Here is an 18,467-nt window from a genome sequence, read left to right as displayed (position 1 = left end):
AACTGTGCTAATATAAAGCAAATACTCAGATGGTAACCTTTGATGGAATTACAACAAGATACCCCATTATCACTGCCGCTTTTTTTGTTAGACGATAACATCGAGAATCGTGATATCGACTCTCCAGATGCTGAAGTATCAGTGATGTTGAGTGAGAACCTCCTTGCTCATTTGTGCCAAAACCCAAAAGAAGATGAGAATATTAGCTTGCATATTGATGACTATGCGCTCAACAACATTAGTACGACAGTGACTGAGTTGATAGGTGCGGAACATCAGTTGCAATTGCTCATTAATCGCGGGCCTATTCTCAGTGCTGTGCTGAGCACCAGTAGCGATGCATTATTTGTCTCGCCTCCAGTAGAAATGATGCCGACTTTTGATCTTGGGCTGGATGACGACGAGGGCGAGTAAATGTCTAAACGTGCACTGTTTTGTGCGGTGGTTGTCGCCGTGCTTTCTGGCTGTGTGGCTTTGGGTGTGTCTAAATATGATGATATGTTTGGACCAGAGCAACCCCAAGCACGAATCGAACAATATCACCAAGGCGGTGCACGTTACTTACAAAGCGTGAAGCCCATTTTGGAGTCGCGTTGTGTGGTTTGCCATGGTTGTTATGACGCACCTTGTCAGCTTAAACTGTCATCTCCAGAAGGAATCGATAGGGGATTGTCAAAGGAGTTAGTGTATGACGGCACGCGGTTGTTAGCACAAACACCAACCCGGCTGTTATTCGATGCCCAAACCACGACACAGTGGCGTGAGCGTGGTTTTACCCCAGTGCTGAATGAGCGCAATCAATCTGAATACAGCAACCTAGCTGGAAGTGTGCTTTACAATAGCTTGCTGTTAAAAATGTCTCATCGTTTTCCTGAGCAAGGTATTTTGGGTAAAGAGTTTGATTTCTCTTTAGATCGAACGCAGTCTTGCCCAACCATGGATGAATTTTCTACCCTTGCGAAACAACAGCCTCATGCGGGGATGCCCTACGGCTTACCAGCGCTCACGCATGATGAATTCAAAACCTTGGAAGCATGGCTGCAAAGTGGCAGTAAAATGAGCCAGATTGCAAAGCCAAGTGTTGCAGCACAAAAAGAAGTGAAAAAGTGGGAACAATTTTTTAATCAGGACTCCAATAAACACCGCCTTGCCGCGCGTTATATTTTTGAGCATTGGTATTTAGCCCATATCCACTTCCCTCATCTGGATGACCCCGCGTTTTTTCAATTGGTACGCTCAAGCACGCCGCCGGGCCAGCCAATCGCACTGGTGAGTTCGGTGCGTCCGTTTGACGATCCTAAGATCGATAGAGTGTATTATCGATTGATGCAAGTGCGCAGTACCATTTTGTCAAAAACTCACATGCCACTGGCATTGAACGACGCTAAGCTATCACGGTTACATCGGCAATTTTATGTAGCGGATTATCACGTGGATGAACTGCCAGGTTATGAGCCAGAGCTTGCTGCAAACCCATTTAAGGTATTCAAAGATATTCCGGTCAATTCTCGTTATCAATTTATGCTGGATGAGGCCGAGTTAATTGTAAAAGGCTTTATCAAAGGCCCTGTATGTCGAGGTCAAATAGCGCTTAACGTCATTAACGACCATTTTTGGGTGGCGTTTGTTGATCCTGAAAAAAATAGCAATGAAGCGGTGAACCAGCTGCTGCTTAAACATGATGAAGATTTGGTGCTACCTGCGGCTGAGCAAAGTAATGCGTTACCGCTTTCCAGTTGGGCGAAATACGCCACTAAGCAGCAGGATTACTTACGTGCCAAAACAGAGCTTGCAGATAAGATGTTTGCCGATGGGCAGCGTCTCAATATGGACTTGATTTGGCGTGGAGAGGGGGAAAACCCGAATGCAGCATTAACTATCTTCCGTCATTTTGATAGCGCAACGGTGGTTAAAGGTTTTATCGGCCAGCCTCCCAAAACAGCTTGGGTATTAGACTATGCCTTGTTCGAGCGCATTCACTACTTGCTGGTGGCAGGTTTTGACGTGTATGGCAACATTGGTCATCAGTTGATCACACGCTTATATATGGACTTTTTGAGGCTTGAAGGTGAGCAAAACTTTTTAAATTTACTGCCACTTAGTCATCGACAGGAAATTAAACGCTATTGGTATCGTAAGTCACACTTGAGCTTAAGTGAGTTTATCAATCGCAAATCACTAATCGGTGCGCCAACGGGGATAAAATACGAAACGGACGATCCAAAGCAAGAGTTGTATGACAAACTACATGCTGTGCTTAAGCCGATTCTAAATAGGGATTATGACTATCAAGCCGTCGGCAAGCCACTGCAGGCACTCAATAGCATGTCCGTTAGGGCGATTAATTTGCTTCCTCAGGTCTCGTTTATTATTACTAAGCAAAGTGACGGTTCACATCAAGCGTTCTCGCTATTACACCATAATGCCCACTACAACATCTCCAGTTTGTTAAATGAAGAAGGGCAAAGAGCGTATACAGAAGACACGGCGACGATTGTGCCAGGCTTTATCGGAGATTACCCAGAGGCAATTTGGTATTTAGAAAGCGAGGTAGCACAAGAGGACTTCGTCTCATCATTTAGCCAAATGAATAGTGAGTCTGATTACCGAGCGCTACGAGCGCAATATGGGATCCGCAGGACTCACCCAGAGTTTTGGCGTTACAGTGATTTAATCCACGATATTGCCAAGCAAACACGTGGCGTTGAATATGGTTTATTTGACTATAACCGGCTAGAAAACCGCTAAAAAATGGAGTCTTCGGACTCCATTTTTTATGTGCTTTTTCTATAGTTGACTAGCTGCTTTGACCGCGGCTAGTAGCACACTTTCATCCAATCTCACTTTGTAATTTGGGTTTGCGTATTGAAATTGGATCAAGCCCTTCTTATCGACTACAAATACCGCCGGCACCGGCAAGGCAACTTTATCGTTCCCCTCAAAATCAACAAAATTTACGCCCAACTTGTTGCGATAAGCAAGGGCTGTTTTATCATCTAGGAAATAGGCGAGACCTAACGCTTGGCTCATACGCATTTCGTTATCAGACAACAGTTGGTAGTGAGGGGATTCAATTGTACTTTTTGCCAGCGCCTCAGGTGAGTCTGGTGCGATAGCAATAATTTGTGCCCCCATTTTAACAAGCTGTGGTTCAATTTCTTGGATCCCCGCGAGCTGTCTTGAACAGTATGGACACCAGCCACCACGATAAACCACCAGTACGGTGATATTTTCTTTATAGCGTGTCGCGAGGTCGACAGTTTTACCTGACTTATCTTTGAGTTGTAATGCAGGGGCATCAATGCCTGGAAGGAGTGGGCTCACTTGCTCAGGTGCTGCGGCGATATTAGTGATTTCAGCTGCGCTGACAAAGGCTGAACAAGCCAAAGCGAGCGATAAAATAAAATGACGCATAAAAAGTTCCTAGGGTTTCAAGTTGATATCGACTCAGAAGACCTAAGCGCTGGCGAAAATCTTTCACTTCGGTATGATATCGCTCGTAATTGATTTCCATGAAGAGAGAGCACAATGTCTGCAAACATCACTAAGCTTGTGGTTATGCTAGAAATGCAACATGCCATGAATACCAAAGTACACCAACAATGGTTTGAACAAGGGTTTGAATGGTACCGCGCAATTTGGGTTGAGTGTGCAGAAATGCTAGATCACTACGGCTGGAAATGGTGGAAAAAGCAAACGCCAGATACTGAGCAAGTGATTTTAGAGCTAGTGGATATTTTTCATTTTGGCTTGTCTTTACGTATCGATGGCGAAACGTCATTTGAGCAACTAGCGATTCAATTAGAGGCTGAATTGGCAAAGCCAACTACCGCAGAAGACTTCAAGGAAACCCTTGAATTACTTGCAAGCGCGGCTGTGACCAAACGTGAGTTTGATGCCCATGCGTTTGCGGGTTGTATGCAGCAAATCGGGATGTCTATTGATGACCTATACCGTGGATATGTCGGTAAAAACACGCTTAACTTCTTCCGCCAAGATCATGGCTATAAAGATGGCTCTTACATCAAGGTATGGAATGGCCAAGAAGATAACGAACACTTAGTCGAAGTGGTGAAAAGTCTAGATACAGCGCACCCAGACTTTAAAACACACGTGTACGACGGCTTAAAAGCTCGCTACCCAGCTTAATCTATAATAGGTAGCAAGGTATGGTAATCGGAGACTGAGAGGTATTCAGTGATCTCTCGCTCTGGTTGCCGACTATCAGGATTAGCAACGGCAAGCAAATGGCCAATACCAAATTCTTTCGCAGCATTTAACACGCTAATGCTATCGTCCACAAATAAAGTGCGGGACTTATCAAAGCCCAAATCACGCTCTACCTGTTGCCACAACATCTGACTTTCTTTACTTACGCCATATTCATGGGTTGAAACCAATTTGTCGAGATACTTATCGAATTGGGTACGCTCAATTTTCAAACTTAGACTGTTTGGGTGAGCGTTGGTCAACAAGATAAGCTGTTTTCCACTCACTCTTAAGGCCTCTAAAAACGCTGGTACATCCTCACGAATTGAGATCAAGTGTTGTACTTCACGTTTAAGCTCCATAATAGGGAGCTGTAGTTGCTCTTGCCAATAATCTAGGCAATACCATTCTATCTGGCCCATTACTGCGTCATAACGCGCGAGGATGTCGGCCCTTGCAGCCTCAAGGGTTAAGCCTTGACGTTTTGCGTGTGCCTTAGGCACAACGTCGAGAAAAAAGTGATTATCAAAATGGAGGTCGAGTAATGTGCCATCCATATCTAACAAAACGGTATCGATATTTGACCAATTTAGCATAGGCATTTAACTTCAAAGGCTTTATGATTAGGTTATTCGCCATGATAGCAAATAATGATCTATGTCACATAAAAAGCATCCCACACCACCAGAAATTTTAGCTTGCGACGTCGTGGCTAAAAGCAAATTGTTCACGGTAGAAGCACTTTCGTTATCTTTTTCGAATGGCGAGCAACGAGAATACGAAAGAGTCCGTGGCGGTGGCCGTGGCGCAGTAATGATCGTGCCCATAACGGCTGATAATGAGCTATTATTAGTGAGAGAATACTGTGCAGGAACACATGACTATCAACTCGGCTTTCCCAAAGGGCTAATTGACCCAGGCGAAACCCCGGTGGAAGCGGGTAATCGAGAGCTAAAAGAAGAAGTAGGTTTTGGTGCAAATGCTTTCTCTGAACTCAAAGTAGTGTCACTGGCACCGAGTTACTTTAATGCCAAAATGCATATTTTGGTCGCTAGTGAACTTTACCCTGAACAGCTTGAAGGTGATGAGCCAGAGCCATTGGTAGTAGTGAAGTGGCCGCTAGATAAATTATATGACCTGTTACAGCAAGAGGACTTTACCGAAGCAAGAAGTGTCGCGGCACTACTGTTATTAAAAGCACATTTGAATCTGGAGGCGTAAATTGCAGTCCTATTTAGAGCCTTGCATCGCACTGGCACAACGTGCCGGTGAAGCCATTATGGCAATCTATCAAGCTGATGATATTGGTAAAAAAGAAAAGTCTGACCACACTCCTGTTACTGCCGCAGATTTGGCATCTAATGAGATCTTAATGGCGGGTCTTGCTGAAATAGCACCTGACATTCCGGTAATGTCTGAAGAAACACCAATTCCACCATTGAGTGAGCGACAAAGTTGGCAGCGCTACTGGTTACTCGATCCTATGGATGGCACTGGGGAGTTTATTCTTGAAAGCGGTGACTTTGCCGTCAATATTGCGCTCATCGAAAATAATCATCCTGTGTTAGGCGTCATTTACTGGCCATCTCAAGGGCTGACATATTACGCGAGCAAAGATGAAGGTGCGTTTAAACGCAGTGACTCAGGCGAAAGTAAACGTATTTTCGTCTCGCCACGAGAAACGCTGACATTGGCAGTAAGTCGCAGACAAAAGCTTGAAGCGGTTAGTCAGTACTTAAATAGTCAGTTCGACACTGTGGCACTTGGGTCATGTTCATTAAAAGCCTGCATTATCGCAGAAGGTAAGGCGGATTGTTTTTTACGAGTAGGGCCAACGGGAGAGTGGGATACTGGCGCGTCACAAATCATCGTCGAAGAAGCCGGAGGTTGTATTACCGATGCTGAGTTTAACCCGCTGACCTACAATCGACGAGAAACTACCGAAAACCCAGACTTTATTGTTATGGGGCATCCCGATTGGCAATGGCAAAAGTTGATCAGTCCACATCATCGAACGATAGAATAAATAACGGTTTAAGTTGAAGGTTGTGGGATTTTTGCGCACTTGAATTGTTTTAAGCATTAAATCCCTTGCAATAAAATTTTAATCCATTATTATAGCGGCCTCTTGAAAGGGAAGTCCTTTTTAAGAGTTTACAGGCGCGGGATGGAGCAGAATGATAAATCATTCGTCGAGCTCGCTAAACCTGAAAAGAATCGAAGGTCGTCGGTCTCCGACGAAGAATAGATTCACAAAAATATACAGGCGCGGGATGGAGCAGCCTGGTAGCTCGTCGGGCTCATAACCCGAAGGTCGTCGGTTCAAATCCGGCTCCCGCAACCAACATTAGTTGGATGTATAGAGTCTCAAGTACAAGACTTAAAATTAAGTACAAATACAGGCGCGGGATGGAGCAGAATGATAAATCATTCGTCGGACTCGCTAAACCTGGAAAGAATCGAAGGTCGTCGGTACCCGACGAAAAGTAGGTTCACAAATATATACAGGCGCGGGATGGAGCAGCCTGGTAGCTCGTCGGGCTCATAACCCGAAGGTCGTCGGTTCAAATCCGGCTCCCGCAACCAACATCAGTTGGATGTATAGAGTCTCAAGTACAAGACTTAAAATTAAGTACAAATACAGGCGCGGGATGAAGCAGAATGATAAATCATTCGTCGGACTCGCTAAACCTGGAAAGAATCGAAGGTCGTCGGTCCCCGACGAAGAATAGATTCACAAAAACATACAGGCGCGGGATGGAGCAGCCTGGTAGCTCGTCGGGCTCATAACCCGAAGGTCGTCGGTTCAAATCCGGCTCCCGCAACCAATTTTTAATTGGACTGCACACTCTAAAGAACTAGTACAAAAGTCGTCGGTTCACTCTTCATAAATTAATGGCTCCCGTAACCAATTTTTAATTGGACTGTAAAATCTAAAGAACTCCTCCGAAATTCGTCGGTTCACTCTTCATAAATTAATGGCTCCCGCAACCAATTTTTAATTGGACTGCACACTCTAAAGAACTAGTACAAAAGTCGTCGGTTCACTCTTCATAAATTAACGACTCCCGCAACCAATTCTTAATTGGACTGCACACTCTAAAGAACTAGTACAAAAGTCGTCGGTTCACTCTTCATAAATTAATGGTTCCCGCAATCAGCCTTTTTAGTTCAGTTACCTAAAACCCTCTCAATGGACAGTCAGTTTTCTTCGCTATATACAGAGAAATAAATCATCCACTTTTTATTATTCAAAGCCTGAGTGTTGCTGTTGTTTGATGCATTTCTTAAATTGGAATTAATCTTAATACTTACACTGTGAGCAACAACCTATACGCGGGTTATGGAAACCCGCTGTTAAAAAGTGAATAGATTTAGCAAAGGCAGGTGAATCCGATTTGACAGCTAGCAAGATCGGAGTGATTGCAACAAGCTGAGATGTCTTGGCGAGATGCACATTTCATCGTGTCCTGACATCCGTAAACTCTCGTATAATCACCTCCGGCTACTTGAGGAGTTGCTTCCTGAGGTAGTTTGTTATCTTGAGTGAGTTTTTTTAGCTGCTTTTTTTGGAGCTTTATTTTCATTTTCAATATCCTTTTTATAGATTTATTAAGTTTGTTATCACGAAACCGATAGCGTGATCTGTTTAAAAATAATACAAAGAAGTGTTGTTGTAAAACAAATAATGAAATGTAATTATTTTGTTTTCTTTTGAATGGGTGAAGATTATTTGTCTATAAATCTTTATATGGTCTAGGCTTTTACTATCTCTTGTTTGAGGTGTATGAAGATGGATTTACATAGTATTCGAGTCAAAAGTTCGTTGCCTACGGCTATGTTGACGATCGTGTTGCTATTTGTGTTTTTTGGTTTTTCGGTGTTGCTCAATAAAGTGCAATCGGCACTTGAGATCCAAACTGAAAACTATTTAAAAGCCGTGTCAGTGGTACTCAATGCGGATAGAGACTTTTATCAAGCTCAAGAAGCCTACCTCAAATTATTAGCTGGTGAAGATAAGCGGGCGGATTTTGAAGAAAACGCCGAGCAGGTGAAACAGCGCTATCAAAAGTATCTTCAGTTTATGTCACTCCACCAGAGTGAGCTGGGTAGTTTTGCAACTTTTGACGCGGACTTTCAAAGTTGGTATCGCGTGACGGTGGCGAGTATTAAAACCCCGACAGATAAAGCGCTTCAAACTGAGTCGGCTAAGTTATTTGGTGCAGTTCGTGATGTGCTTGATAAAGCCGGTGAATTAGCCGATGGAAAATCTGCTGCAAGTCGCGCGTTAGTCGTTGCTGAGGTTACTCAGATAAAGTGGGGTCTTGGTGTTGGTGCCTTGCTCCTACTTGGTATTGCTTGTTGGATTGCTTATCGAATCCCTCGTCAGCTAGCAAAGCAGATAAACTTTGTGTCAGATAGGATCTCTGAAATCGCCTCTGGAGACGGAGACTTAACTGGTCGCATTGAAATCAAAGGAAATGATGAGTTTGCAAAGCTATCGCTAAACTTTAATCATTTTCTCGAGAGTTTACAGGCGATGGTTACAGCACTTGTGAAAGATGGTGGCGAGCTGTCGAGTTTGTCGTCAAAACTCAGTCATTATGCCACACAGTGCCATGACTTAATCGACTCGCTTGGTAAGTCATCACATACCATTGTTAGCGCGGTGAATCAGCTTAGTCACTCAAGTCAAGAAGTCTCGTCGGTGGCAGAAAACTCATTGAAAGAAGCTGAAGCTTCACATCGCTACGCAGCACAAGGTAAAACGGTGTTGGCTGATTCAAAACAAAAAATCACTCATCTTGCTGATAATATGGAAGCGGCACTCTCCAGTTCGTTAGCTTTACAAAAAAACTCTGAAAACATTACGCAAGTGCTTGATGTTATTCGCGGGATCGCTGAGCAAACCAATTTATTAGCGCTCAACGCGGCAATAGAAGCGGCAAGAGCAGGCGAACAAGGTCGTGGATTTGCAGTGGTAGCTGACGAGGTTAGGTCACTGGCCACTCGAACACAAGACAGCACTAATGATATTCAGAAGATGTTGGAAGCATTCTCCCATAGCGTAGAGGACTCACAAAAGACCATTGAAGATGGTAAGCAGTATGTTGATGTTGCAGTAGAAAGTTTTACGAAGGCAACGGAGCTATTGGAGTTAATTGCACAAAGTGCGGTGAAAGTGACTGAGCTTTCAGAGCAAACCGCTCATGCGACTCAGCAGCAAAATGCAGTGTCTACTGAGGTTAGCAGTAATTTAACTGATTTAAATGACAAAACATTGGACGGCGAGCGGTTGTCTGGAGAAACGCACCAAATTTCGGATGATGTGCTGCGAGTCACCAGTAAATTGGTGAATGAATTATCTCAGTTTAAAGTCTAAGGTCTTGTAAGGTATGCCGTGCGGCACACCTTATAAATCAGTGGTTTGAACAGTTATTTAACCTGAGGTTATTTAGCGAACTTCTTTGCGTAAGCCTCAGCTTGTTTCCACACGCGCAGGGTATTGCCACCTAAAATCTTTTTGATATCAGCGTCGCTGTAACCTCTATCCAAGAGACCTTGCACAAGATTTGGATACGTTGACACGTCTTTCAGGCCAACCGGTAGTGAGTCACCCACACCATCGTAATCTGAACCAATCCCTACGTGATCTATCCCTATCAACTTAACGACGTGGTCAATGTGATCTAGCACTTGATCAAGTGTGGCAAATGGAAACGGATTTTTTGCTCTAAACGCCGCTCTAAAATCGGTGCGATCTTTGTCTTTGGCTTCTTTTTGTGCTTCGTCACGCTTGTCATACCAAGCTCCAGCTTTTGCCGTCACAAAGCTCGAGCCAAAGTTAATTTGGATCACGCCGCCATTTTTTGCCAAGGCTTTGAGCATTTTGTCATCCATATTGCGCTCGAATCCTGGGGTGTATTTGCGCAGGGATGAATGTGAAGCAACGACCGGTACTTTTGAAATGTCCATAACCTGATAAAAGGCGTCATCGGAAATATGTGATACATCAATGAGCATACCAATTTTGTTCATTTCAACCACAAGCTCTTTACCAAATGGGCTTAAGCCTTTCCATTTGCGGCGTACATCATAAGAAGAGTCAGAAATATGGTTGCTTTGTGAGTGTGCTAAGGTGATATAGCGTACGCCACGGTCATAAAAATGCTTAAGGTTTTTCATCTCACCTTCAATGGGCGAGCCATTTTCCATGCCCATCGCGATAGACATAATACCACTGTCAAATTGCGCATAAATGTCGTCGGTATTGTAAGCCATTGCAAATTTATCTGGGGCGCGATGTGCTAAGGCTTCCATACCGTCAATCAGTTGATTGGCGAGTTGATAGCTTTTACCTTTACCTTCAAATTCTAAATTAGCAGGAATATAAATAGACATAAATGGCGCATTAAGACCGCCTTTTACCGCGCGAGGGTAATCAAAATCACCGCCTTCGGTTGCTTGGCTAACATCATCCCATTTACTTTGGATGCGATATGGAACGTCGATGTGTGTATCAATTAGGATGTTATCGTGAGCGAGTTTAACTGCGCGCTCAGAGGCTTTGTATTCAGTTGCATAAGCGCTAGAAACAGCCAGCGCTAGGGCGCAAAGAGCAGTGCCGAGCTTCATAAAATTGCCTTTCCTTTATAGTTATAGAAATCTGATTGTAACAAGTATACGTTCATCCTCAATATTTTACGTTTATCACTTTTTTTTACCGCTCGTCATTATCTACAACTCGAGTGGTGGGGAGCTCGTTATTATTTTTTCCAGACAAAACAAGTAATGAAAATAAAGGAAAGAAAAATGAGAGCGTCACTACAAAAGAAAACACAAGCTATGTTATCACTTGCTCTATTGTTGGCTGGAACGACTGTACAAGCCAGTACACTTGAGGAAAATATCCATGCTGAAGCGTCAAATGTTATGGCGGGCGGCTTCGGTATCGATGCAATTTATATAGATGTAGACAATGCAGTGGCTGACTTTGGTCTAGGGCTTAACTACCGTAAGGCAATTGATATTACGCCAACAAAGTTAGGCGTCGTTGATACTGCGACTGCATATTTTCGGGTAGATTACCGTATTGCCTCAAAAGAGCAGAACACGGTTGAGCAGAAGGAAATGGAATTTGGTTTGAATTTAACCTTTTCTGACTCGTTGCAAATATTTGCTGAAGTTGGTGTGCTATATGACAGCCTAGAGCTTTCTGGTCACGCTTCAACTACACAATATGATACATCAGCCTTGGGTATGCGTCTTAATTATTTGGGTGATTTTACAATTGTACCAGCTATCGAATACAGAAATAGCGATCTAACAAGTGACTTTGGATACTCTATTACGTTTGAGAAAAAACTTGCAGAGGGCGGGATCAAGCCAAGTTATGGTTATAAGCAAATTGGTGATGAGAAGAGTGTATTTGTTAACTTACTTTATCGTTTTTAATTTTCGGCCCTAAACCACCTACTTCAGTAGGTGGTTATCATCATTTAGGCTTTGCCTGAAAAAATACTCATGTTAATTCCTTACTTGATTTTTAGCGAAGTCATATAAGGAAAAAACATGAGTAGATACGAGAAAGCATCGCATGTGTATTGGCGATGTCAATATCATATAGTCTGGACACCAAAGTATAGGTTCAGAATATTGAAGAACAAAGTAGGCAGAGATGTTTACAGGTGCATACAAGTTTATTGTGAGCAGTTAGGGTGCAAAGTAGTCGAGTTAAATGTGCAGGTTGACCATGTTCATTTGGTAGTAAAGATACCGCCGAAGTTATCAGTCTCGAAATTAATGGGTGCTTTAAAGGGAAAAATAGCGTTAAAGCTATTTAGCAAATATCCATACTTAAGGAAAAACAAGTTATGGGGAAACCATTTTTGGCAGAGAGGGTACTTCGTAGATACTGTAGGGATAAATGAAGAAATAATAAGGCGGTATGTCAGGCACCAAGAAAAGGAAGAGGTGCAAGAGCAGGCGCAGTTAACACTCCAGTAAACAACGCCCCCTTCTAGGGGGCTAATGCAAAGCCACCTTCTTTAGAAGGTGGATCTTTTACTGCAGAAAGGGTTAACAAGTTGGCCTCTTTGAGACAAGTTTTGCGGTACTATTTATTAATTTTCAGTATGATGGCCTCCAACCAGATAAAAGATAAAAAGAGGAGGCCACCGATGCGTACATATTGGAAGTGTCAGATTTTTGTGTTCTTAGCAATGATCTCAACCAACATGTTTACTGCAATATTAATGTTTGATCTCGGTGATGAAAGATTATTTCTACTATTCCTTCGCACGATATTAGGTGCACTTAGTTTTATATTAATTAGTCACTTTGTACTTCGTAATTTTGCGAAACGCTGGGCAGTATACCGAGGTAAAGCAAGAGCGAACCTTCTTACATTGATGCTGATATCACTCATGTGTGCCCCTTTGCATTTTGCGCTCGGCGTCAAACTTGTGAAGCAGGTTGTTACAATAGAAAGTACGGAAGAAGTGTCTAGTCTAAGAATTCATGACAATGATGAGGCGCTCGGAGGGGAAAAAGTAAAAACCAGTGACTTGGCGACACTACTATTTTATATCGGCTACTTTTGGCTTTGGTCAGGTTGCTATTTGGGGATTGTTACAAGGCGGGAAAAGAGAGTGTTAGCAAAGCAACTTCAAGAACAACAGTTAGCCAATCTTATGAATCAGGTAAACCCTCACTTCCTTTTCAATTCCTTGAATACGATCCGAGCGTTGATTTATCAAGATAAAGATAAGGCCGCAGAAGTGGTAACTCAGCTCTCAGAGCTATTTCGCTATAACTTAATGCAGGATATGCGAGCACTGGTCACTTTAAAAGAAGAGTGGAAAGTATGTGAGGATTTTCTTGGTATAGAACAAGTGCGACTAGGTAAGCGCTTATCAGTTACAACTCAGGAACTAGAGAACTTTTACAATATTCACATCCCCAGTATGTCGCTGTTTACTTTGTTAGAAAATGCGGTGAAACACGGTATTGCACATCTGCCAAAAGGAGGGGAAATTGCAATTCAGGTGGTTAGAAAAGCGCAAAATATTCACATCTCAGTGACTAACCCGTATGATCCCACTCGCGTTCAAACTGGCACCCAGCAGGGGCTAAAGAACATTCAAGCGCGTTTAGCCTTGATGTATAACAAAAATACAAAGTTAACAGTAAATGATGGAGGTGGGCTTTTCCAGGCCACATTGGAGATCCCGTATGAATCAAAAAACAACAATTAATGTGATGCTGGTTGACGATGAGCCGTTAGCAAGGGTGGAATTGAATCGCTTGCTAAAAGCCCACCCGCAAGTGAAAGTCGTTGCTGAAGCTGAAAACATTATGGAAGCGGCACAATTATTAGAGCTACATACGATAGATGCCTTATTTTTAGATATTGAAATGCCTGGCGGCACAGGCATTGAGTTGGCGCAGCAACTGCAAGGTGAAATACCTATTGTGTTTTGTACTGCGTATAACGAGTTTGCTGTCGACGCTTTTTCTCTTAATGCAGTTGATTACTTATTGAAACCAGTGGTGGCTACTCGGCTGCAAACCGCACTCGACAAGCTTCAGGCTTTGGCCGACCAAAGCGAGTCTGCTGCTCTTGAGGATGAGTTTAAACTGATGGTAAAGATCGCAGATAAAATGAAGATTATTCAGCTTGGTGATATTACACGTTTTGAGAGTATTGGTAATCACGCTGCTATTTACACCGCTCAGGGTAAAGCTTATCTTCACAGTTCGTTATCTAAAATTGAAAGTAGGCTCAATTCTAACCAGTATTTCCGCGCAAGTCGCAGTGATATTATTCGCTTGGACGCCATTGAAGAGTTAGAAGAAACGATTAACTATGGTTTACAAGCACAGCTTACCTATGGTGGTGAAGTTGAAATCTCTCGTCGCCAAGCGGTTAAGCTTAAAAAACAGATGAGTTTGGCGCTATAGCACCTACTCTATGCGTTGATACTCGTAATCTTCTTGTGCTTGCATTGCTTGAAATTGTTGTTTGCTAACAATATTCACCGACTCATGTAATTCCGAGAAAACGATCAGTGCTTCTCCGGATTTTAGTTGTGCTTTCACTTGCGCTACTTTGCTCTCGGTGCTGACTTCAGTATCGCCATAGTCTGTTCCTTCACGAAGCACATAGTGCTCAATAAGGTTGTCCAGTGTCTCTTGTGGAAGTTGTTGATAGGGAATGAGCATACTACTTAGCCTTACTATAAATTTGCTGTAAATATTGTGGAATAACGCTTTCTAGCCAAAACTTAGGTTTAAGGGGGTTACTTCCCGAAATAAACCCTACGTGACCACCGTGGGGACTCACTGCGAGCGTCACCGGTGAGTTAACCTGAGCGGCTGTAGGCACGGCTTGTGATGATAGCATGGGGTCATCTTCGGCGTGGATCAGGAGTGTTGGTGTCGTGATCTGGGTTAAGTAGGGCTGCGAACTTGCTTGTGCGTAATAGTCTTCCGCGCCGTTAAAACCATGCAGCGGTGCCGTTATCTTATCGTCAAATTGCCAAAGGTCATCAATGGCATAAAGGGCAGGCTTGTCTATCCTAATTTGCGACTGGATGGTGTCTAGCTTACGTGAAAAAGATTTCTTCATCCTGTCTAGCAAGTATTTTTGATAGAGCTTAAAACAGCTCTTTCTGATCACCTGACAAGAGGAAGAAAGGTGATAAGGCGCTGAGACGACAACACCAGCTTCAAGACCGCTTTGCGATTTGGTTTCTCCCAAGTATTTGGCAAGTACATTACCGCCGAGCGAGAAGCCAACCGCAAATAATGGCCGTTTAGGAAAACGGGCTTTTAGCGTATCTATAAAAAAGCCAAGATCTGAGGTTTCGCCGCTATGATAAGCCCTGGCTTGGCGATTTACTTCACGTGAGCAGTTGCGAAAGTGCATCAGCACGGCATCAAAACCATGGTGTACCAACGCTTTTAATAGGCCTTTTGCATAAAAGCTGTTGATATTGCCTTCTAGCCCATGCAATACCACAACCAAAGGTGCAGATTTGTCGCCGTGTTGTGCCCATGCAAGTTCTAAAAAGTCATCGTCTGGTGTGTCTAGTGTTTCATAGTCGACGGGCACCTGTAATCTCGGCCTAAAGAATCGCGGAAGTATGGTTTGGGCATGGCGGTTGCGCATCCACCAAGCGGGTTTAAATTCGTAATTATCGGCTGTTATTGTTTTCATGGCTTGATTCATAATAGAAACTGCGTCTTTTTGACGGTTGCTCGCAAAGCAAAGAAAGGAAGCTATCCAGTTGCAAAACACGTTTTAGCCAGTTTAACGTATTATCAGTTGAGGGTTAAGCAAATAAAAAGCACCCGACCAGTAAACTGATAAGGTGCTTTGTGCGTCGTGCTTAATTCTGCAAGTTGGGGAACTACGTCGAGCCGATCTTCTACTACTTATTCTTCAATCGCCCCAAGGTAATACATTTAAATCTGTTCTATTGTTCGTTAGGTACTTCAGCGTCCATGACTTTTTTAATGAAAAAGTAGACGTAATAACAGCACAGCAAAATTACAATCCCTAAAAAGCCAAAAGACAGAAACAACACAGGGTCGGAAAAAAAGTCTCTAAAGAATACGTTCATGGCTGTGCCTCCTAATTTGTCGATGAGTAAATAGTAGTGGAGGTCTGAGGGGCTTGATATGATCAAGATCAAGTTTCAATCCTGAGTGAAATTAAACCTAGGCAAAGGCTTGATCTCGATCAGGTTTTATATCTAAGTTGGGTAAATATCAGGGCTTATATTTATTTAATGGCTTAGAAGTCAGCCGTATTGAATAAAGCGTCGTACTCACTCTGGCTCAAATAGAGCAGCACATTGCTACTTGATTGCAATGGCGCAAACGAAAAGCGTTTTAATGTCTCCAGCAATAGCGCTTGTTGACGCTTTTCAAGTTCAAGCTCTGCAGTCAGCATTGCAGCTCGTAACTTTTGATAGTCTTGATAGTCTTGATGATGTGTTTTTAGGGTATGGCGGATCGCGCGTTGGGGTTGTAGCACCGCTTGGTCAAATTGCTTAGCAGTCTTTACCAGTGCGGCTAGGGTGTCGGGGGTAATCGTCAGTGCTAAAGTGTCTAGGTAACAAAGTAACAGGCACAGGTTGATATTTTTGCCTGCAGCATCTTGCAAATTCAGCAGCCGCGATTGCATTTGCGGGCGGCTGTAGAACTCACAGGCAAACTGCCAAAAGTCTTCACGACTTAGCATATCTCTCCAGTCTCATCGAAATGATTTTGCTTTTCTTCTAACTCTTCCAATGCCATTAATAAGTTTTCTTCTGTGTCATTAAGCTCTGGGGTTATCTTGGCTTGTTTTGCCAGTAAGTCACTTAATTTTGCTTTGTTCTCGTCCGTGTATAGGCTGTTGTCAGCCAAAGCTTGCTCAATTTCCTCTGCTTGCTCAGTGAGCTTGTCGAGCTGTTTCTCGAGCTTTTCAATCGACTTTTTCAACGGCTGAATGGTTTTTCTGAATTCGGCTTCAAGACGCTTTTGCTCTTTACGATTGGCATTAGAGTTTTGCTTTGGTTCAGCCTCTGAGCCACTTGGTTTCGCTTGCTCTTTATTGGCATTCATAAGCCATTGGTAATAGGCATCTAAGTCATAGCCGAACTGAGAAACGGTTCCATTATCAACTAAATAGTACTCGTCAGCGGTATTTTTCAGCATGTGGCGATCGTGGGAAACCGTGACCATTGCACCCTCAAAACCTTGCAAGGCCATCACAAGTGCGTGTCGCATTTCTAAATCTAGGTGGTTGGTCGGCTCATCGAGTAACAGCAGGTTCGGCTTTTGATACACCAGCATCGCAAGTACGAGTCGTGCTTTTTCGCCACCAGAAAACGGCGCAACGGGTTCGAGGGCCTTATCACCATGAAAAGCGAAACCGCCCAAGAAATCACGAATAAGCTGCTCTGGTACTTTAGGGTCTAGACGTTGAATATGGGTAACCGCACTGGCCTCAAGATCGAGAGACTCAAGCTGATGCTGAGCAAAATAGCCGACATTTAATCCTTGGTGTTGAAATACTTCACCTGCTTGTGGGGTTAAATCGCCGGCAAGTAACTTGATTAGGGTCGATTTACCAGCACCGTTACGGCCAAGTAACGCAATACGGCTACCTGGGACCAGATTAAGCTTGATGTCATGCAAAATGGTAACGTCACCATAGCCCGCTTTGGCTTGCTCTAGTGTCATCAATGGATTAGGCAAGCTCGTTGGATCTGCAAATTCAAAATTAAATGGTGAATCTGCATGAGCGGGCGCGAGCATTTCCATGCGTTCAAGGGCCTTCACTCGACTTTGCGCTTGTTTTGCTTTACTCGCTTTCGCTTTAAAGCGGGTAATAAACTTCTCTAAATGTGCAATCGTTTCTTGTTGCTTCTCGTAAAGCGCTTGGTGCTGTGCCATGCGCTCTGCTTTTTGACGTTCAAACTGAGAATAGTGACCTTTATAGACGTTGATCTGCTGTTGGTCGATATGCCAAATCTCGCCAACAACTGCATCTAAAAATTCGCGGTCGTGAGAAATAAGCACTAATGTACCCTGATAGGCGCGCAAAAAGCGTTCTAGCCAATAAACAGCGTCCAAGTCCAAGTGGTTGGTTGGCTCATCCAGAAGCAATAAATCGGCATCGCGGATCAGCGCTTGCGCAAGGTTCAAGCGCATGCGCCAACCACCAGAAAAGTCGCTAACGGCAAACTCAATCTGTTCATTGCTAAAGCCAAGGCCATGGAGTAGTTCACCCGCTTTGGCTTCAATACTATACCCTTTGATATTCTCTAGCTGTTGGTGTGCTTGTGCTTGTAGTTCACCATCACCGTCCCGCTCCGCTTGTTGTAGTTGCGTTCTCAAAACATAGTATTCAGGGTGTCCCTGAAGTACATACTCGAGGGCGCTAATGGAGAGTGCAGGAGTTTCTTGTTTTACCGATGCAATAGACCAATCTTTTGGAATAGAAAAATCACCAGAATCGAGTTGCAGCTCACCTTTTAGCAGCGCAAAGAGAGATGATTTACCACAGCCATTGGCACCGACAAGGCCCGCCTTATGTTGCGGATAAAGCGTTGCATTAGCTTGTTTTAGCAGTGTTTTACTGCCACGAAGTAGCTCGATATCAGAAAGTTGGATCATAATTCTAAAAGTCTGTCTAAATTGCGCGCATCATAGCATGGATCCAATCCCTTACTCCAAGCGTATCATGACAAATAAAATTAGGA

Annotated in this window: 18 protein-coding genes and 3 tRNA genes; 13 read left to right on the top strand and 8 right to left on the bottom strand. The window is 43.5% G+C overall.

Going from position 1 to position 18,467, the window contains the following annotated elements; all coding sequences use genetic code 11:
- Positions 1-42 precede the first annotated feature (42 nt).
- Together DS891_RS21900 and DS891_RS21895 are read left to right on the top strand one after the other, a co-directional pair.
- Positions 43-414, top strand: a complete 372-nt coding sequence (locus DS891_RS21900) for a hypothetical protein (RefSeq protein ID WP_010374501.1) — start codon at positions 43-45, stop codon at positions 412-414.
- The gene (locus tag DS891_RS21895; RefSeq protein ID WP_174170924.1) at positions 415-2,748 is read left to right on the top strand and encodes a fatty acid cis/trans isomerase; all 2,334 of its coding nucleotides are present in this window, start codon (positions 415-417) and stop codon (positions 2,746-2,748) included.
- A gap of 39 nt (positions 2,749-2,787) precedes the next feature.
- On the opposite strand, the gene DS891_RS21890 is transcribed toward DS891_RS21895, so the two are convergent.
- Positions 2,788-3,414 (bottom strand): peroxiredoxin-like family protein, encoded by a 627-nt coding sequence (locus DS891_RS21890; protein ID WP_069023437.1) that lies wholly within the window; start codon positions 3,412-3,414, stop codon positions 2,788-2,790.
- A gap of 114 nt (positions 3,415-3,528) precedes the next feature.
- Between DS891_RS21890 and DS891_RS21885 the strand changes: the two genes are divergently transcribed.
- Positions 3,529-4,149, top strand: coding sequence for a dUTP diphosphatase (locus DS891_RS21885; RefSeq protein ID WP_174170923.1), 621 nt, complete (start codon positions 3,529-3,531; stop codon positions 4,147-4,149).
- Here the strand turns inward: DS891_RS21885 and yrfG are convergent.
- Complete coding sequence (yrfG, locus tag DS891_RS21880; RefSeq protein WP_174170922.1) at positions 4,146-4,805, bottom strand: GMP/IMP nucleotidase; 660 nt, start codon at positions 4,803-4,805, stop codon at positions 4,146-4,148. The genes DS891_RS21885 and yrfG overlap by 4 nt on opposite strands.
- A 61-nt stretch (positions 4,806-4,866) precedes the next feature.
- Here yrfG and nudE point away from each other — a divergent pair, with 61 nt between their 5' ends.
- The 6 genes from nudE (at position 4,867) to DS891_RS21850 (ending at position 9,592) form a co-directional block, all read left to right on the top strand.
- Positions 4,867-5,430 (top strand): ADP compounds hydrolase NudE, encoded by a 564-nt coding sequence (gene nudE / locus DS891_RS21875; RefSeq protein ID WP_010607909.1) that lies wholly within the window; start codon positions 4,867-4,869, stop codon positions 5,428-5,430.
- 1 nt (position 5,431) lies between these two features.
- Positions 5,432-6,235, top strand: coding sequence for a 3'(2'),5'-bisphosphate nucleotidase CysQ (gene cysQ, locus DS891_RS21870; protein WP_010374513.1), 804 nt, complete (start codon positions 5,432-5,434; stop codon positions 6,233-6,235).
- A 241-nt stretch (positions 6,236-6,476) separates the two neighbouring features.
- Positions 6,477-6,553 (top strand) — tRNA-Met (locus DS891_RS21865).
- A gap of 165 nt (positions 6,554-6,718) precedes the next feature.
- Positions 6,719-6,795, top strand: a tRNA-Met gene (locus tag DS891_RS21860).
- 165 nt (positions 6,796-6,960) lie between these two features.
- Positions 6,961-7,037 (top strand) — tRNA-Met (locus DS891_RS21855).
- Between the two features lie 965 nt (positions 7,038-8,002).
- Positions 8,003-9,592, top strand: a complete 1,590-nt coding sequence (locus DS891_RS21850) for a methyl-accepting chemotaxis protein (RefSeq protein WP_102055883.1) — start codon at positions 8,003-8,005, stop codon at positions 9,590-9,592.
- A 68-nt stretch (positions 9,593-9,660) separates the two neighbouring features.
- On the opposite strand, the gene DS891_RS21845 is transcribed toward DS891_RS21850, so the two are convergent.
- Positions 9,661-10,845, bottom strand: coding sequence for a dipeptidase (locus tag DS891_RS21845; RefSeq protein ID WP_174170921.1), 1,185 nt, complete (start codon positions 10,843-10,845; stop codon positions 9,661-9,663).
- Positions 10,846-11,022: 177 nt separating this feature from the next.
- Between DS891_RS21845 and DS891_RS21840 the strand changes: the two genes are divergently transcribed.
- The 4 genes from DS891_RS21840 to DS891_RS21825 all read left to right on the top strand — a co-directional run bounded on the left by DS891_RS21840 (position 11,023) and on the right by DS891_RS21825 (position 14,172).
- The gene (locus tag DS891_RS21840; protein WP_174170920.1) at positions 11,023-11,664 is read left to right on the top strand and encodes a hypothetical protein; all 642 of its coding nucleotides are present in this window, start codon (positions 11,023-11,025) and stop codon (positions 11,662-11,664) included.
- Between the two features lie 117 nt (positions 11,665-11,781).
- Positions 11,782-12,216 (top strand): IS200/IS605 family transposase, encoded by a 435-nt coding sequence (gene tnpA / locus DS891_RS21835; RefSeq protein ID WP_036970631.1) that lies wholly within the window; start codon positions 11,782-11,784, stop codon positions 12,214-12,216.
- A 173-nt stretch (positions 12,217-12,389) separates the two neighbouring features.
- Positions 12,390-13,466, top strand: coding sequence for a sensor histidine kinase (locus tag DS891_RS21830; RefSeq protein ID WP_174170919.1), 1,077 nt, complete (start codon positions 12,390-12,392; stop codon positions 13,464-13,466).
- Positions 13,444-14,172: a LytTR family DNA-binding domain-containing protein gene (locus tag DS891_RS21825; RefSeq protein WP_138582933.1), complete on the top strand. Its 729-nt coding sequence runs from the start codon at positions 13,444-13,446 to the stop codon at positions 14,170-14,172. Before DS891_RS21830 ends, DS891_RS21825 begins: the two co-directional genes overlap by 23 nt.
- Before the next feature lie 3 nt (positions 14,173-14,175).
- Here the strand turns inward: DS891_RS21825 and DS891_RS21820 are convergent, their stop codons facing one another.
- The 5 genes from DS891_RS21820 to DS891_RS21800 form a co-directional block, all read right to left on the bottom strand.
- Positions 14,176-14,433 carry a YheU family protein gene (locus DS891_RS21820; protein WP_138582932.1) on the bottom strand — a complete coding sequence of 86 codons (258 nt, stop codon included), beginning with the start codon at positions 14,431-14,433 and terminating at the stop codon, positions 14,176-14,178.
- A gap of 1 nt (position 14,434) precedes the next feature.
- Positions 14,435-15,442, bottom strand: coding sequence for a hydrolase (locus tag DS891_RS21815; protein ID WP_039494704.1), 1,008 nt, complete (start codon positions 15,440-15,442; stop codon positions 14,435-14,437).
- Between the two features lie 247 nt (positions 15,443-15,689).
- Entirely contained in the window at positions 15,690-15,836 is a 147-nt protein-coding gene (locus DS891_RS21810) for a hypothetical protein (protein ID WP_010374526.1), read from the bottom strand.
- Positions 15,837-16,009: 173 nt separating this feature from the next.
- On the bottom strand, positions 16,010-16,459 hold the full coding sequence (locus tag DS891_RS21805; RefSeq protein WP_174170918.1) for a TIGR02444 family protein: 450 nt from the start codon (positions 16,457-16,459) through the stop codon (positions 16,010-16,012).
- Positions 16,453-18,381, bottom strand: a complete 1,929-nt coding sequence (locus tag DS891_RS21800) for an ATP-binding cassette domain-containing protein (RefSeq protein WP_174170917.1) — start codon at positions 18,379-18,381, stop codon at positions 16,453-16,455. Before DS891_RS21800 ends, DS891_RS21805 begins: the two co-directional genes overlap by 7 nt.
- Positions 18,382-18,467: the final 86 nt, after the last annotated feature.

The organism is Pseudoalteromonas sp. JC28, assembly GCF_013319255.1.
Lineage (GTDB): Bacteria > Pseudomonadota > Gammaproteobacteria > Enterobacterales > Alteromonadaceae > Pseudoalteromonas.
Note: the sequence above shows the minus strand (reverse complement) of the source record. Positions and strands in the feature narration are given on the sequence as shown.

Bases quoted from the DNA above. Each gene is read 5' to 3' on its own strand.
- DS891_RS21815 (WP_039494704.1), bottom strand. From the start codon at position 15,442: ATGAATCAAGCCATGAAAACAATAACAGCCGATAATTACGAATTTAAA.
- DS891_RS21810 (WP_010374526.1), bottom strand. From the start codon at position 15,836: ATGAACGTATTCTTTAGAGACTTTTTTTCCGACCCTGTGTTGTTTCTG.
- DS891_RS21895 (WP_174170924.1), top strand. From the start codon at position 415: ATGTCTAAACGTGCACTGTTTTGTGCGGTGGTTGTCGCCGTGCTTTCT.
- DS891_RS21845 (WP_174170921.1), bottom strand. From the start codon at position 10,845: ATGAAGCTCGGCACTGCTCTTTGCGCCCTAGCGCTGGCTGTTTCTAGC.
- DS891_RS21805 (WP_174170918.1), bottom strand. From the start codon at position 16,459: ATGCTAAGTCGTGAAGACTTTTGGCAGTTTGCCTGTGAGTTCTACAGC.
- yrfG (WP_174170922.1), bottom strand. From the start codon at position 4,805: ATGCTAAATTGGTCAAATATCGATACCGTTTTGTTAGATATGGATGGC.
- DS891_RS21825 (WP_138582933.1), top strand. From the start codon at position 13,444: ATGAATCAAAAAACAACAATTAATGTGATGCTGGTTGACGATGAGCCG.
- DS891_RS21840 (WP_174170920.1), top strand. From the start codon at position 11,023: ATGAGAGCGTCACTACAAAAGAAAACACAAGCTATGTTATCACTTGCT.
- DS891_RS21830 (WP_174170919.1), top strand. From the start codon at position 12,390: ATGCGTACATATTGGAAGTGTCAGATTTTTGTGTTCTTAGCAATGATC.
- DS891_RS21850 (WP_102055883.1), top strand. From the start codon at position 8,003: ATGGATTTACATAGTATTCGAGTCAAAAGTTCGTTGCCTACGGCTATG.
- DS891_RS21800 (WP_174170917.1), bottom strand. From the start codon at position 18,381: ATGATCCAACTTTCTGATATCGAGCTACTTCGTGGCAGTAAAACACTG.
- nudE (WP_010607909.1), top strand. From the start codon at position 4,867: ATGTCACATAAAAAGCATCCCACACCACCAGAAATTTTAGCTTGCGAC.
- DS891_RS21900 (WP_010374501.1), top strand. From the start codon at position 43: ATGGAATTACAACAAGATACCCCATTATCACTGCCGCTTTTTTTGTTA.
- DS891_RS21890 (WP_069023437.1), bottom strand. From the start codon at position 3,414: ATGCGTCATTTTATTTTATCGCTCGCTTTGGCTTGTTCAGCCTTTGTC.
- DS891_RS21885 (WP_174170923.1), top strand. From the start codon at position 3,529: ATGTCTGCAAACATCACTAAGCTTGTGGTTATGCTAGAAATGCAACAT.
- tnpA (WP_036970631.1), top strand. From the start codon at position 11,782: ATGAGTAGATACGAGAAAGCATCGCATGTGTATTGGCGATGTCAATAT.
- DS891_RS21820 (WP_138582932.1), bottom strand. From the start codon at position 14,433: ATGCTCATTCCCTATCAACAACTTCCACAAGAGACACTGGACAACCTT.